Origin of the sequence: Rugamonas brunnea, from assembly GCF_014042345.1 — a bacterium.
GTDB classification, from domain to species: domain Bacteria; phylum Pseudomonadota; class Gammaproteobacteria; order Burkholderiales; family Burkholderiaceae_D; genus Rugamonas; species Rugamonas brunnea.
On sequence record NZ_JACEZT010000002.1, the window covers coordinates 335,797 to 349,804 of the forward strand.

General features: G+C 67.9%; 11 protein-coding genes. 6 read left to right on the forward strand and 5 right to left on the reverse strand.

Translation table 11 applies throughout. The features are described from left to right. Window positions 1-130: 130 nt before the first annotated feature. The 3 genes from H3H37_RS05350 to H3H37_RS05360 are packed head-to-tail and all read left to right on the forward strand — an operon-like array spanning window position 131 to window position 3,709. Window positions 131-1,414 (forward strand): paraquat-inducible protein A, encoded by a 1,284-nt coding sequence (locus H3H37_RS05350; RefSeq protein WP_311197396.1) that lies wholly within the window; start codon window positions 131-133, stop codon window positions 1,412-1,414. Next, window positions 1,395-3,020, forward strand: a complete 1,626-nt coding sequence (locus H3H37_RS05355; RefSeq protein WP_229218665.1) for a PqiB family protein — start codon at window positions 1,395-1,397, stop codon at window positions 3,018-3,020. The genes H3H37_RS05350 and H3H37_RS05355 overlap by 20 nt, the downstream gene beginning before the upstream one ends. Then, window positions 3,017-3,709: a PqiC family protein gene (locus tag H3H37_RS05360; RefSeq protein ID WP_229218666.1), complete on the forward strand. Its 693-nt coding sequence runs from the start codon at window positions 3,017-3,019 to the stop codon at window positions 3,707-3,709. The genes H3H37_RS05355 and H3H37_RS05360 overlap by 4 nt, the downstream gene beginning before the upstream one ends. A gap of 82 nt (window positions 3,710-3,791) precedes the next feature. On the opposite strand, the gene H3H37_RS05365 is transcribed toward H3H37_RS05360, so the two are convergent. Beyond that, complete coding sequence (locus tag H3H37_RS05365; protein ID WP_182160604.1) at window positions 3,792-4,706, reverse strand: LysR family transcriptional regulator; 915 nt, start codon at window positions 4,704-4,706, stop codon at window positions 3,792-3,794. Between the two features lie 93 nt (window positions 4,707-4,799). On the opposite strand from H3H37_RS05365, the gene H3H37_RS05370 reads away from it, so the two are divergent. From H3H37_RS05370 to H3H37_RS05380, 3 genes are all read left to right on the forward strand, one after another. Beyond that, a complete protein-coding gene (locus H3H37_RS05370) occupies window positions 4,800-5,537 on the forward strand; it encodes a histidine phosphatase family protein (protein WP_182160605.1) in 738 nt (245 codons plus the stop codon). A 16-nt stretch (window positions 5,538-5,553) separates the two neighbouring features. Then, complete coding sequence (locus tag H3H37_RS05375; protein ID WP_182160606.1) at window positions 5,554-6,777, forward strand: acyl-CoA dehydrogenase family protein; 1,224 nt, start codon at window positions 5,554-5,556, stop codon at window positions 6,775-6,777. Window positions 6,778-7,014: 237 nt separating this feature from the next. Next, window positions 7,015-7,500 (forward strand): cache domain-containing protein, encoded by a 486-nt coding sequence (locus tag H3H37_RS05380; RefSeq protein WP_229218667.1) that lies wholly within the window; start codon window positions 7,015-7,017, stop codon window positions 7,498-7,500. 18 nt (window positions 7,501-7,518) lie between these two features. Here the strand turns inward: H3H37_RS05380 and H3H37_RS05385 are convergent, their stop codons facing one another. The 4 genes from H3H37_RS05385 to H3H37_RS05400 all read right to left on the reverse strand — a co-directional run bounded on the left by H3H37_RS05385 (window position 7,519) and on the right by H3H37_RS05400 (window position 13,829). After that, a complete protein-coding gene (locus tag H3H37_RS05385; RefSeq protein ID WP_182160607.1) occupies window positions 7,519-10,659 on the reverse strand; it encodes an efflux RND transporter permease subunit in 3,141 nt (1,046 codons plus the stop codon). After that, complete coding sequence (locus tag H3H37_RS05390; RefSeq protein ID WP_182160608.1) at window positions 10,656-12,062, reverse strand: efflux RND transporter periplasmic adaptor subunit; 1,407 nt, start codon at window positions 12,060-12,062, stop codon at window positions 10,656-10,658. The genes H3H37_RS05385 and H3H37_RS05390 overlap by 4 nt, the downstream gene beginning before the upstream one ends. After that, window positions 12,059-13,375 carry a TolC family protein gene (locus H3H37_RS05395; protein ID WP_182160609.1) on the reverse strand — a complete coding sequence of 439 codons (1,317 nt, stop codon included), beginning with the start codon at window positions 13,373-13,375 and terminating at the stop codon, window positions 12,059-12,061. The genes H3H37_RS05390 and H3H37_RS05395 overlap by 4 nt, the downstream gene beginning before the upstream one ends. Window positions 13,376-13,448: 73 nt before the next feature. After that, window positions 13,449-13,829, reverse strand: coding sequence for a hypothetical protein (locus H3H37_RS05400; RefSeq protein WP_182160610.1), 381 nt, complete (start codon window positions 13,827-13,829; stop codon window positions 13,449-13,451). Window positions 13,830-14,008: the final 179 nt, after the last annotated feature.

Below are 14,008 nucleotides of genomic sequence, written 5' to 3' on the forward strand. Positions count from 1 at the left end.
CCATGCGTCGCGGCAGCCATTGGCGCCGTATGGATCCCCACTTTCGTGGGGATGACGCCTCTAGCCATTTTTAGAGGAAATCGCGGCCGCTTGTCGTATCATGCATGCTGGACTCAGCCTGAGAGTGACCGTGCACAGATACGAACTGATCAGCTGTCATGACTGCGGCAAGCTGCACCGCCGCCACCCGCTCGCGCCGCGCCAGAAGGCGCGTTGCGTGCGCTGTCGTTCTGTTCTCTATCGCGGCATCGCTTCCGATGCCAACCGCATGGCGGCGCTGGTGCTGGGCGCCGTGGTCACCTTCCTCATCGCCCAACTTTCCCCCATCGTCGCGCTCGAAGTGAATGGCCAGCGCTCCAGCGCCACGCTGCTGGGCGCCATTCATGTGCTGTGGAACGAGAACATGCAGGTGGTGGCGGCCATCGTCTTCCTGTGCACCTTGTTGCTGCCGGCCGTGGAACTGGGCTGCCTGTTGTACGTGACCCTCAGCCTGCGCGCCGGCCTGCATCCGCCCGGCCTGCACCGGCTGCTGCGCATCGTGCGCGCCGCGCGCCACTGGGGCATGACGGAAGTGCTGATGATCGGCATCCTGATCACCGTCGTCAAGATGACCAGCCTGGCGCAAGTGGAGCCCCAGCCCGGCCTGTTCGCCTTCGGCGCGCTCACGCTGATGCTGGCCATCGTCACCGCGTTCGACCCGCGCATCCTGTGGCACCTGGCCGACGAGCAGGCCCGCGCGCGCGGCGCCGCGCTGCCCGCGCCCGCTTCCGTGCTGGCGGGCCGCGCGCCCGCGCTTACCTGCCATGCGTGCGGGCTGGTGTCCCTGGACCGGGGCAGGCATCAACAACGGCGCCAGCACTGCCCACGCTGCGGCGCCGTCCTGCACCGGCGCCGGCCCGACAGCGTGGCGCGCACCTGGGCGTTGCTGCTGGCCGCCGCCATCCTCTATATCCCAGCCAACCTGCTGCCGGTGATGTACACCCACTCGCTGTTCGGCAAGGAGGACGACACCATCATCAGCGGCGTGATCTACTTCTGGCACAGCGGCTCGCCGGCGCTGGCGGCCATCATCTTCATCGCCAGCATCGTGGTGCCCGTGCTGAAGCTGGCCGCGCTGTCGCTGCTGGCGTGGACGGCGCAGCGCCGCTCGCGCTGGCGGCCGTTGCAGCGCACCGTGTTGTACCGCGTGGTGGAACTGGTGGGCCGCTGGTCCATGCTCGATATTTTCGTCATCACGCTGACGGTGGCGCTGGTGCGCTTCCAGACGCTGGCCGTGATCACGGCGGGACCCGGCGCGCTGGCCTTTTGTGCGGTGGTGGTGCTGACCATGCTGGCATCGATGCAGTTCGATCCGCGCCTGATCTGGGATCATCTTGGAGTGAATGGAGAAACCGATGGAAGAAACCGGCCCTGACGCCGAGCATGGCGATGTCCACCTGCCGGCGCCCGTGGTGGAAAAGGCCAGCCGCTGGCTGCCCTCGCTGGTGTGGCTGGTGCCGCTGCTGGCGGCGCTGATCGGCGCCACGCTGGTGATCAAGTCGATACTGGACCAGGGCCCTACGGTGGTGGTCAGCTTCCGCACGGGCGACGGACTGGAACCGGGCAAGACCAAGGTCAAATTCAAGGATGTCGATATCGGCCTGGTACGCGCCATCTCGCTCTCGCCCGACCTGTCGAAAGTGCTGGTGACGATCGACATGAGCAAAGAAGCGAAGCGCTTCACGGCCGAGGACACGCGCTTCTGGGTGGTGCGCCCGCGCGTGGGCGCGAGCGGCGTGTCGGGCCTGGGCACGCTGCTGTCGGGGGCCTACATCGGCGTGGACGCGGGCAAGTCGGCCGTCACGCGCGACGAGTTCACGGGACTGGAACGGGTGCCGCAGGTGACGGGCGACCAGAAAGGCCGCCAGTTCACGCTGCACGGCGAGAGCCTTGGCTCGATCGATGTCGGCTCACCGGTGTTCTACCGCCGCATCCAGGTCGGCCAGGTGATCGGCTTCGACCTGGACGACCAGGGGAACGGCGTGAGCATGACAGTGTTCGTCAACGCGCCCTACGATCGTTACGTGGGCCAGAACACGCGCTGGTGGCATGCCAGCGGTGTGGATGTGCGGCTCGACTCGAACGGCTTCAAGCTCAACACGCAGTCGCTGACGGCGCTGCTGGTGGGTGGCATCGCGTTCGAATCGATCAGCGGCCAGAAGCCGGAGGCAGAGGCGCCGGCGGGCGCCAATTTCCTGCTGGCGTCTGACCAGGCCAGCGCCATGCGCGAGCCGGACGGGCTGCCGATTACCACCGTGCTGTATTTCGACCAGTCGCTGCGCGGGCTGTCGCCGGGAGCGGCGGTGGACTTCCGGGGCATCGTGCTCGGTGAGGTGCGTTCCGTCGGCGTCGAATACGACCCGGTCAAAAAGAGCTTCCGCATGCCCGTCACGGTGGACATGTATCCCGAGCGGCTGGGCAAGCGCTTCCAGCAGGCGATGGCGGCCGATCCTGACCGCAACGCCGGCCAGGCCGTGCTGGAGCGCATGGTGAGCCGTGGCCTGCGGGCCCAGCTGCGCACGGGGAATCTGCTGACGGGTCAACTGTACGTGGCGCTGGACTTCTTCCCGAAAGCGCCCGACGTGAAGCTGGACGTGAGCCAGTATCCGATGGTGATGCCGACCGTGCCCAATAGCCTCGATGAACTGCAGACCCAGATCGCCAGCATCGCCCACAAGCTCGATCAGGTGCCGTTCGCGGAAATCGGCGCCAACCTGCGCGACACGCTCAAGAGCGCCGACAACCTGTTCAAGCAGGTCGATGCGCAGTTGATGCCGGAAATGAAGCAGACGCTGGGCGCCGCCCGCCAGACCTTCGGCACGGCCGAAGTGCTGCTGCAAAAGGACTCGCCGGTGCAGTCCGATTTGCGCGAAGCCTTGCAGCAGTTGACGCAAACGCTGCAATCGCTGAACGCGCTGTCGGACTACCTGGAGCGCCACCCCGAGGCGCTGATACGCGGCAAACAAGGAGAACGCAAATGAGGTCCAAGTCCCCGGCGCACCGCTTCGTGGCAACACCGTCATCCGTCATGCGGATGCATTCGGCGCCGGGCGCAGTGGCGCTGGCGTTGGCGACGATGGCAACGATGGCGGCGCTGGCCGGCTGTGCCAGCCCGCCGCCCGAACATTTCTACAGCTTGAGTAGCGGCTTGCCGGCCGCGCCGCAGGCGGCCACCGGGACAGCCGCCGAACGCGCCGCCGCCGCGCCATACTTTATCGAAGTGCTGGCGCCCAGCGTGCCGCCGCAGGTGGCCCGCAGCCAGATGGTGATCACATCCGGCGCCGGACGTGTCGACTTGCTGGAGCAGGAACGGTGGGCCGCGCCGCTGGCGTCGGAATTGGGCCAGGCCTTGTCGCTGGCGTTGACGGCGCGGCTGGGTGCGATCGACGTGTTCCGCACGCCCACGCCCGAGCATGCGTCCATCTACCGCATCAGCACCAGCGTGCAGCGCTTTGAATCGGCGCCCGGGCAGTACGCTTTGCTGGACGTGGTGTGGAGCGTGCGGCTGGCCGGCAGCCCGAAGGTGCTGACCTGCCGCAGCGAACTGCGGGAGCCGGTCGCACCAGGATACGACGCGCTGGTGGAAGGCCACCGTCGCGCCCTCGGCAGGTTGGCCGACGCCATCGGCGCGGCCGTCCAGCGCGTGGCCAGCGGTGGCGCCGGCTGCTAAAAACCGGGGTCAGGTCATGCCGTCACGCAATCACGCAAAATGTCATTGCGTGACGGCATGACCTGACCCCGGTTTAAGGCGACTAGCCCGGCAAGGTCGCCGTCACCGCCGTCAACCGCTCGCGCAGCCACACGTTGGCCGGGTCGTTGTCCACGTTGGCGTGCCAGTACAGGTAGATGTCGAGCGACGGCATGGTGAGCGGGAAGGGCAGGATCTGATTGTCGAACTGCTGGTTCACGACCTGCGCCAGCCGCTCCGGGATGGTCAGCGCCAGATCCGTCTGGCTCACCACGCGGCAGGCCGAGAAGTAGTGCTGGCAGCGCAGCCGGATGCGGCGCTGCAGTCCCATGCGGCTCAACTCGAAATCCTCCAGCCCCGGCCCGCGCCGGCGCGAGCTGGCCATGATGTGCTCCAGCGCCAGGTAGGTGTCCATGTCCAGCATCCCGTCGCGCACCAGCGGGTGGTCGCGCCGCACCAGCACCACCGTCTTGTCGCGCACCAGCCGCGTGTGGCGCACGTCCGGCGACAGCGGCAGCAGGATGTCGATGGCCGCGTCCAGCGTGCCGGCCGCCAGTTCGCTTTCCAGTTCGCGCCGCCCCACCTGCAGCGCGTTCAGCCCCACCGACGGCGCGCTGTGCGCCAGCTCCGCCATCAGCGGCGGCAGCACGCTGGCCTCCAGCACGTCGCGCAGCGCCACCGAGAAGGTGCGCTCGCTGCTGGCCGGATCGAAGCGCTCCACGCCGTTCAGCGTCACCTCGAAGCCGCGCAGCGCCTGCCGCACCGGCTCGATGATGGAGCGCGCCAGCGGCGTGGGTACCATCACGTGGCCCTGGCGTTCGAACAGCGGATCGTCGAACAACTGGCGCAGCCGGCCCAGCGCGTGGCTGATGGCCGGTTGGGTGAGGTTCATCTTCAGGCTGGCGCGCGTGAGGCTGCCTTCCGCGTAGATGGCTTCGAAGACGATGAACAGATTGAGGTCGACGCGCGATATATGCATGGTATTTATACAGGACGATTAATACTATTCATTTGATGAATTATAGGCGTGGCGGTAAGCTGTGTCTTAATCTGATACGAATGAGTGAGCGAAATGGGAACTATTTATCTGGTGCGCCACGGCCAGGCGTCGTTTGGCAGCGCCAATTACGACCAGCTGTCCGAACTGGGCTTCGAGCAGGTGCGCTTGCTGGGCCAGTGGTTCGCCAACACGCGCCAGGGCTTCCACCGGGTCGTCATGGGTGGCATGCAGCGCCACCGCCAGAGCGCGGACACCTGCCTGGCCGAGCTGCCCAAGGCCCTGCTGCACGACACCGAATGGCGCACCGACACGGATTTCGCGGAATTCGACCACCACCAGGTGCTCCAACGCCACTGCCCCGAGTTCGGCCACGCGGACGCGTTCAAGCGCCTGCTGGCCCGGTCGCCGCAGCCGCAACTGGCGTTCCGCAACCTGTTTGAGCAAGCCATGCTGCGCTGGATGAGCGGCGCGCACGCGGACGATTATGTGGAGAGCTGGCCCCAGTTCCGCCAGCGCTGCGTGGACGCGCTCGAGCGCGTGGCGGCCCAGGCCGACGCGGCCCAGGGCGCGGGGGGCGCCGACGCGCCGTCGCAGGCCAGCATCGTGTTCACCTCGGGCGGCGTGATCGCGGCCCTGACCCAGCATCTGCTTGGCCTGCCCGATCAGCAGGTCGTCACGCTCAACTGGAGCCTGGCCAACGGCGCCGTCACGCGGCTGCGCCACACGCCGGGCCAGATCAGCCTGAGCTCCCTGAACAACTACGCCCATTTGGAATGGCTGGGCGAAGCTGGCGCCATCACCTACATCTAACCAGGAACCCAACACTATGGACTTCGCATACAGCCCGAAAGTACAACAGCTCCAGGCCCGCCTGACGGCCTTCATGGAACAACACGTGTACCCGGCCGAACCCGCGTACTACGCCGAGGTGGAGGCCAACCGCGCCGCCGGCAACGCGTGGATTCCTACCCGCGTGATCGAGGACCTGAAGGTCAAGGCGCGCGAGGCCGGCCTGTGGAACCTGTTCCTGCCCGAGTCCGAACTGGGCGCCGGCCTGACCAACCTCGAATACGCGCCGCTGTGCGAGATCATGGGCCGCGTGATCTGGTCGGCCGAAGTGTTCAACTGCTCCGCGCCCGACACGGGCAACATGGAAGTGCTGGCCCGCTACGGAACGCCGGCCCAGCAGGAGCAATGGCTGAAGCCTCTGCTCGATGGCCGCATCCGCTCCTGCTTTGCCATGACGGAACCGGCTGTGGCCTCGTCCGACGCCACCAACATCGAAAGCAGCATCGTGCGCGATGGCGACGATTACGTGATCAACGGCCGCAAGTGGTGGTCGTCCGGCGGCGGCGATCCGCGCTGCCAGGTGTTCATCTTCATGGGCAAGACCTCACCCGATAACCCGGACCGCCACAAGCAGCAGTCGATGATCATCGTGCCGCGCGACACGCCCGGCGTGACCTTCGTGCGCCAGTTGCCCGTGTTCGGCTTCGACGACGCGCCGCACGGCCACAGCGAGATCGTGTTCGAGAACGTGCGCGTGCCGGCCTCCAACCTGCTGCTGGGCGAGGGCCGCGGCTTCGAGATCGCCCAGGGCCGCCTGGGCCCGGGCCGCATCCACCACTGCATGCGCCTGATCGGCCTGGCCGAGCGCGCGCTGGAGCACATGTGCCGCCGCAGCGTGAGCCGGGTCGCCTTCGGCAAGCCGCTGGCGCAACAGGGTGTGACGCTGGAGCGCATCGCCGAAGCCCGCATCCTGATCGACCAGGCCCGCTTCCTGGTGCTCAACGCGGCGCACCTGATGGACACGGTCGGCAACAAGGTGGCGGCCAAGGAGATCGCCATGATCAAGGTGGCCGCGCCCAACATGGCGTGCCAGGTGATCGACTGGGCGATCCAGGTGCACGGCGGCGGCGGCATGGCCGATCCCTTCCTGGCGCCGGCCTACGCGGGCGCGCGCTCGCTGCGCCTGGCCGATGGTCCGGACGAAGTGCACCGGGCCCAGATCGGCAAGATGGAACTGAAGCGCTACCGCGCGGCCCAGTAAATGTCCTCGGCGGCGCGGGCCTGGCCCCGCGCCGCCGGCGTGGTCCACGCCGCTGGCAGCCCATCTGCACTTTTTTTTCGCAAGTTGCGGAAATGCCTATTGTTTGACGGAAAATCGAACGCACCTGAAAGCCACGGACATGACGAGATGCAATGCCGAAGCGTTGACGCGGCTGGCGTATGCTCTTAGCATGGTTTCATAACGATAGCCGCTAACGGCAAATTCAGGGAGAACGACATGAACAAGTGGATGATGGGAGTGCTGCTGGCTACGGCCTGGCAGCTGCCGGCGCTGGCGGTGGAGCGCAGCAACGCTGAGGATGCGGTGGCGCTGGTAAACAAGGCCATCGATTATCTGAAGAAGAATGGACCCGAGAAGTCCATCACGGAATTCAACACGCTCACCAGCCCCTTCAATTCGACCAGCGACATCAACAAGAAGGGCGATCTGTACCTGTTCATGTTCAACGCCAAGCAAGTCACGGCGGGCCAGCTGGTGCATGGCAAGAACCCCAAGATTGTCGGCAAGGACTTGTCGGAAATGCGCGACGCGGACGGCGTCTACCTGATCCGCGAAATCTTCAAGACCTGCAATAGCAAGGAAGGCAAGGGCTGGGTCAACTACAAGTGGCCCAACCCCGTCACCAACACGGTGGAAGCCAAGCAAAGCTACGTCGTCAAGGTGGACGACTTCTGCCTCGGGACCGGCATCTACAAGCCCTGACGCCGGCCCCGCGCCGGATCAGCGGGCGGCCCGCCGCAGTCGCCATTCCTGCAGCAGCCGCCACGCGGCGGGGATCACGAACAGCGACAGCAGCGGCGCCGTCACCATGCCGCCTACCATGGGCGCGGCGATGCGCTGCATCACCTCCGAACCGGCGCCGCTGCCGAACATGATGGGCAGCAGGCCGGCCAGGATCACGGCCACCGTCATGGCCTTGGGCCGCACCCGTTGCACGGCGCCTTCCCGGATCGCCTCCAGGATCAGCTCATGCGACAGCGGCCGGCCCTGCGCCAGCCGCGCGTCAAGCGCGTTGCGCAGGTAGACCAGCATCACCACCCCGAATTCGGCCGCCAGCCCGGCCAGCGCGATGAAGCCCACGGCCGTGGCGACGGACACCGCATGGCCCAACGCCCACACGAACCAGAAGCCGCCCACCAGCGCGAACGGCACGGTGCACATCAGCAGCGCCGCCTCGCTCACGCGCCGAAACGCAAAGTACAGCAACAGGAAGATCACCCCCAGCGTCAGCGGCACCACGGTGCGCAGCCTGGCCTCGGCCCGCTCCAGGTATTCGAACTGGCCGGACCAGCCGATGGCGTAGCCGGGCGGCAGCGCCACCTCGCGCGCCACGCGCGCCTGCATGGCGCGCACGGCGCCGGCCAGGTCCACGCCGCGCACGTCCACGTACACCCAGCCGGACAGGCGGGCGTTCTCGCTGCGGATCATGGGCGGGCCGTCGTTGACGGCCAGCGTGGCCACGTCGCCCAGCAGGATCTGCGCGCCGCGTGGCGTGACCACGGGCAGCGCGCGCAACGCCTGCAGCGAGTCGCGGTAATCCTGCGGATAGCGCACGTTGATGGGGAAGCGCTGGCGGCCATCCACCACTTCGCCCACGTTCTCGCCGCCGATGGCGGTCGCCACCACCGACTGCACGTCCGCCACGGCCAGCCCGTAGCGCGCGGCGCGGGCCCGGTCCACCGTCACGTCGATGTAGCGCCCGCCGCGCAGCCGCTCGGCCAGCGCCGACGTCGCGCCCGGCACCTGCTTGACGGCCGCCTCGATGCTGGTGGCGATGGCGTCGATCCGGTTCAGGTCCGGCCCCGTGACTTTCACGCCCACCGGTGTCTTGATCCCCGTCGAGAGCATGTCGATGCGGTTGCGGATGGGCGGCACCCACACGTTCGACAAGCCGGGCACCTTGACCACGCGGTCCAGCTCCTCCACCAGCTTGGCCGGCGTCATGCCGGGCCGCCACTGGTCGCGCGGCTTGAACTGGATGGTGGTTTCGAACATCTCCATCGGCGCCGGATCGGTGGCCGTTTCGGCGCGGCCGGCCTTACCGAACACGGTGGCCACTTCCGGCACGGTCTTAATCAGGCGGTCCGTCTGCTGCAGCAGTTCGCCGGCCTTGGCGGCCGACAGGCCGGGCAGGGCGGACGGCATGTACAGCAGGTCGCCCTCGTTCAGCGGCGGTAGGAATTCGCCGCCCAGGCGCGACAGGGGGATGGCCGTCAGCGCCAGCGCCGCCAGCGCCACGGCGATGGTGGTGCGCGGATGCAGCAGGCTGGCGTCGAGCAGCGGCCGGTACAGGCGCACCAGCAGGCGGTTGACGGGATTGGCCGCTTCGCTGGGGATGCGGCCCCGGATCAGATAGCCCATCAACACCGGCACCAGCGTGATGGCCAGGCCGGCGGCCGCCGCCAGCGTATAGGTCTTGGTGTAGGCCAGCGGCGAGAACAGTTTGCCTTCCTGCGCCTCCAGCCCGAACACGGGGATGAAGGACAACGCCACGATCAGCAGCGAGAAGAACAGGGCCGGCCCCACTTCGATAGCCGCTTGCGTGATCAGTTCCCAGCGTTGGGCCGCGCTGATGCCCTGGCCCGGATGCGCGTGCTGCCACGCCTCCAGGTGCTTGTGGGCGTTCTCGATCAGCACCAGCGCCGCGTCGGTGGCCGCGCCCACGGCGATGGCGATGCCGCCCAGCGACATGATGTTGGCGTTCACGCCCTGGTAGCGCATCACGATGAAGGCCGCCAGCACGCCCAGCGGCAGGGAAATGATGGCTACGGCGGCGCTGCGCAGATGGAACAGGAACAGCGCGCAGACGATGGCCACCACGATGAATTCCTCCATCAGCTTGTCGCGCAGGTTGGCCACGGAGGCGGCGATCAGCGTCGAGCGGTCGTAGGTGGTTACCACTTCCACGCCGGCCGGCAGCGAGGCCTTGAGCGCCGCCAGCTTGGCCTTGATGGCGGTGATCGTGTCGAGCGCGTTCTTCCCGGAGCGCATCACGACCACGCCGCCAGCCACTTCGCCTTCGCCGTTCAGTTCCGCGATCCCGCGCCGCATTTCCGGCCCCAGGCGCACGCTGGCCACGTCGCGCAGCAGCACCGGCGTGCCGCTTTCGCCGGCGTCCAGCACGATGTTGCGGAAGTCGTCCAGCGAGCGCAGGTAGCCGTGCGCGCGCACCATGTATTCCGTCTCGGCCATCTCCACCACCGAGCCACCCGATTCCTGGTTGGCCTTGGCGATGGCGTCGAGCACCTTGGCGTGCGACATGCCGTAGGCGCGCAGCCGGTCCGGGTCCAGCACGATCTGGTACTGGCGCACCATACCGCCGATGCTGGCCACTTCGGCCACGTTGGCCACCGTCTTGAGTTCGAACTTGAGGAACCAGTCGTTCAGCGCGCGCAGCTGGCCCAGGTCGTGACGACCGCTGCGGTCCACGAGAGCGTATTCGTAGACCCAGCCCACGCCGGTGCCATCCGGCCCCAGTTCGGCGCGCACGCCGGCCGGCAGGCGGCTTTGCACCTGGTTGATGTACTCGGCCACGCGCGAACGGGCCCAGTACTGGTCGGTGGCGTCGTCGAACAGCACATAGACGAAGGCGTCGCCGAAGAAGGAATAGCCGCGCACGGTCCTGGCGCCGGGGACGGACAGCAGGGCCGTCGTCAACGGATAGGTCACCTGATCCTCCACCAGCTGCGGCGCCTGGCCCGGATACTGGGCGCGCACGATGACCTGGGTGTCCGACAGGTCGGGCAGGGCGTCGAGCGAGGTCTGGCGCAGCGACACCAGGCCCCACGCGGCCAGCAACGCGGCGGCCAGCAGCACCCAGATGCGGTACGCAATGGCGTGCCGGATGACGCGGGCGATCATTGCATGCCTCCCTTGGGCGGCGCGCTGTCAACTGGCTTCGGCAGGTCCTTGGGCAGGAATTTCGGCAGGATTGCACGCAGGTTCGCTTCGGAGTCGATCAGGAACTGGCCGGAAGCGACCACCCGCTGGCCTGCTTCCAGGCCGCTGAGGATTTCCGTCTCGTCGCCATGCTCGCGGCCGGGCGTGACGGCCACCGGGCGGATACCGTGCTGCTCGTCGGCCACAAGCACCACGGCGTGCTTGCCCGAGGTGATGATGGCTTCCGTGGGCACCAGCAGTCCGTGCCCGGCGCTGGCGCCTTCCAGCTGCACCTGCATCAGCATGCCGGGAACCAGCGCGCCGTCGCGATTGTCCAGCTCCAGGCGCGCCTGCACCGTACGGCTGGCGGGGTTCACGGCCGGCAGCAGCTCGCGCACGCGGCCCGTGTAGCTGCGCTGCGGCGCGCCGGCGAACGCAGCGTGGACCGTCATGCCGGGGCTGACAGCGGGCACCAGCGACTCGGGCACTTCCGCCAGCAGCCAGATTTTATCGACGGGCGATATCTTGGCGATCGTCATGCCGGGACTGGCCATGGCGCCTTCGCGCAGGCCCAGTTCCGTGACGATGCCCGACACGGGCGCCGTCAGCGTGTAGCCGCGCTGCGCCTTGCCGCTGCGTTCGGCCTCCGCCACCAGCGCGTCGGGAATGGACAGCGCGCGCATGCGCTGGCGCGCGGCGGCGGCCAGCGCGTCGTTGCCGCTGCGGCGCAGTTCCAGGTATTCCTCCTGCGGCGCCAGCCATTCCGGCACAAACAGTGTAGCGATGGGCTGGCCACGGCGCACCGCCTGCATGGGCGCGCGCGCGTGCAGGCGTTCGACGTAGCCCGTCACGCGGCTTTGCACCACGGCCGTCGTGCTGTCGTTGAACTGGGTGGTGCCGACCAGCGACAGCGTGTCGCGTACTTCCGCGTGGCGCACGGTGGCGTAGCGTATGCCCAGGTTCTGGCGCAAGGCGGGGCTGATGCGCACGCCGGCGCCGTCGTCGGCTTCGGCCTCGCTGCCGGCGGTGCCAGTGGTGCCGGCGCTGGCGCTCGCGCCCTCGTCCGCGAACACGGGCACCAGCTCCATGTCCATGAATGGACTTTTACCGGGCTTGTCGAACCGCTGGTCGGGCTTCATGGGGTCATGCCAGTACAGCACGCGACGGCCAGTGGCCGGATCGATCTTGTCGCCGCCGGCTTGTGCCTCCTTTGGCATCGTGTGCGTCGTATGCGCCGGTGCCTGCGCTGCAGTGGATGCTGCCGCCATCGTTCCTGTGGCCGCTCCCTGCGCGCCCGCGCGCGTGCCGAGCAGGTAGCCGCCGTAGGACAGGCCGGCTGCCGCCAACGCCAGGATCAGGATGGTGGGAGTGGATGGTTTGTTCATTGTGCGTCCCCAGCGGCTTGCGCCATGTCGGTTGGGATCAGATCCAGTTCCAGCCGGGCCCAGGCCAGTGCGGCCTGCTTTTCCAGCTCGTTGCGCTGCAGTTGTTTTTCGAGCAGCGTGCGGCGGGCCTTGAAGATGGCCGCCAGCGGACCGGCGCCGGAGCGGTAAGCGGCCGTGGCCAGTTCGACCTGTTCACGCGCCAGCGGCAGCAGGTCCGCATCGAATCGGGCGATGCGTTGCCGCGTGCTGTCCAGCTCCAGCACCATGGCGTCGTGCTGGGCCCGCAGTTCGAGCAGGGCGTCGTCGCGCAGCAGGCGGGCCCGCGTGGCCATGGCCGACTTCTCGGCCACCTCGCGGTCCTGGCGCTGGCCGCGATTGACGGTGAGCGGGATGCTCACGCCGAACGAGAACATGTTGGCGTACTGGCTGCCGCGCTGGCTGAAGCCCGCTTCGAAGGTCCAGTCGGGATTGCGCTCGCGCACGGACAGCGCCGCGTCGGCATCGGCCAGGGCCAGCGCGCGCTGGGCCGCGATGGCGGCGGGGTGGCGTTGTTCCAGCGTGGCGTCGGCGGTGCTGGCGTCGTGTGCCGAGAGTGGTGGCGTTGCGTCGGCCACGGCATCGGCCCGCACGCCGGTCCAGCGCGCGAGGACGATGCGCGCCGCTTGCAGCTCCTGCTCCGCGCGGCGGGTGTCGTCGTTGGACTGGGCCTGTTCCAGCTGCGCTTGCAGCACGTCGGCCGCCGTGGCCTGGGCGCCGCGATGACTGGCGCGCACGGTGCGCAGGTCGGCCGCCGTCTCCTGGTCCACTTGTTGATACAGGCGCAGGCCGCGCTGCGCGTACAGCATCGCCAGCCAGGCCTTGCCGGCTTCCGCGCGCACTTTGGCCACGGTGTCGAGCCGGGCGCCTTGTTCCGCTTCCACGGCGCGGCTGGCGCGCAACTGGCGGGCGGCCCGCTTGTCGGCCGAGACCCACTGCTGCTCGATGCCGAGCTTACGCATGGTCATGAAGTCGGCCGTGGTGCTGAATTGATCGGGGCCGCTGAGCGGCACGTTGTCGATGCCCAGCTTGAGCATCGGGTCGGGCAACTGGCCGGCCCGGGCGGCGGCCTCGGTGCTGGCCTGCACGGAAGCCTGCGCGGCGCGGTTCGCGGCCGACGCCTGCGTGGCCAGGCGCAGCGCCTCGTCCAGCGTCAGGTTGGCGGCCTGGCCGAAGGCGAGCGTGGAGGCGCAGCACAGCGCGGCGAGCAGCGCCAGTCGCAGCCCGCCATGATGCGGACGGCCGGCGCCCGCAGTCGGTGTGAAAAGTGTGGACATGAAAACCCCTTCTGGTGAAAGACGAGCGCCGACCTGGCCTGGGGCCGGGCGGCGCGAACCGGAAGGGGCGGTGTCAGATTCTCAGGCGTTGCGTGCGCAGGTAGGGCGGATCGGTCCCCGCTGGCGTCACGGTGTCGGTCCAGGCCAGCGCCAGTTGCGGCGGCACGACCGGGGTGGCGGCGGGGATGATGAAGGCGATGGAGACAGGCACCAGGTCGGGCGCGTTGCCCGCATGGTCATGCGCCACCTTGGCGGCGGACTGGTATTCGGCGCACTGGATGGGCTTGTCCATGTCCATGCCGGCGCAAGGCATGCCGGCCATGGCGCGCGCCTGCGCCGGTTCCACCGTCTGCTGCGGACAGACGTACAGGGCCATCGCCATGCCCGAATTCATGATGGTCATGATGAGCAGGCACGCGATCAGCCGGAACAGGGATGGAAAAGAGCGGCGCATGCGGATAGTGTAGCGAAAAATGCCGAGCGCAGGCTTAAGAAAGTCGGGCCGGATTGACGGCGCGCGGCATGGCGCGGCCAGTGCGCTGTCCGCGCAACGGCCGCATTATTTGTCGGGACAAGTGCGCCGCGATCGGGCCGCGCCTTCTATAATTTTGAACGAAGCATAACTTTTTGGGA

Excerpts from the sequence above, each read along its gene's own strand:
- H3H37_RS05390 (WP_182160608.1), bottom strand. The coding sequence starts at position 12,062 with ATGAACAAACCATCCACTCCCACCATCCTGATCCTGGCGTTGGCGGCA.
- H3H37_RS05360 (WP_229218666.1), top strand. The coding sequence starts at position 3,017 with ATGAGGTCCAAGTCCCCGGCGCACCGCTTCGTGGCAACACCGTCATCC.
- H3H37_RS05375 (WP_182160606.1), top strand. The coding sequence starts at position 5,554 with ATGGACTTCGCATACAGCCCGAAAGTACAACAGCTCCAGGCCCGCCTG.
- H3H37_RS05365 (WP_182160604.1), bottom strand. The coding sequence starts at position 4,706 with ATGCATATATCGCGCGTCGACCTCAATCTGTTCATCGTCTTCGAAGCC.
- H3H37_RS05385 (WP_182160607.1), bottom strand. The coding sequence starts at position 10,659 with ATGATCGCCCGCGTCATCCGGCACGCCATTGCGTACCGCATCTGGGTG.
- H3H37_RS05400 (WP_182160610.1), bottom strand. The coding sequence starts at position 13,829 with ATGCGCCGCTCTTTTCCATCCCTGTTCCGGCTGATCGCGTGCCTGCTC.
- H3H37_RS05395 (WP_182160609.1), bottom strand. The coding sequence starts at position 13,375 with ATGTCCACACTTTTCACACCGACTGCGGGCGCCGGCCGTCCGCATCAT.
- H3H37_RS05370 (WP_182160605.1), top strand. The coding sequence starts at position 4,800 with ATGGGAACTATTTATCTGGTGCGCCACGGCCAGGCGTCGTTTGGCAGC.
- H3H37_RS05355 (WP_229218665.1), top strand. The coding sequence starts at position 1,395 with ATGGAAGAAACCGGCCCTGACGCCGAGCATGGCGATGTCCACCTGCCG.
- H3H37_RS05380 (WP_229218667.1), top strand. The coding sequence starts at position 7,015 with ATGAACAAGTGGATGATGGGAGTGCTGCTGGCTACGGCCTGGCAGCTG.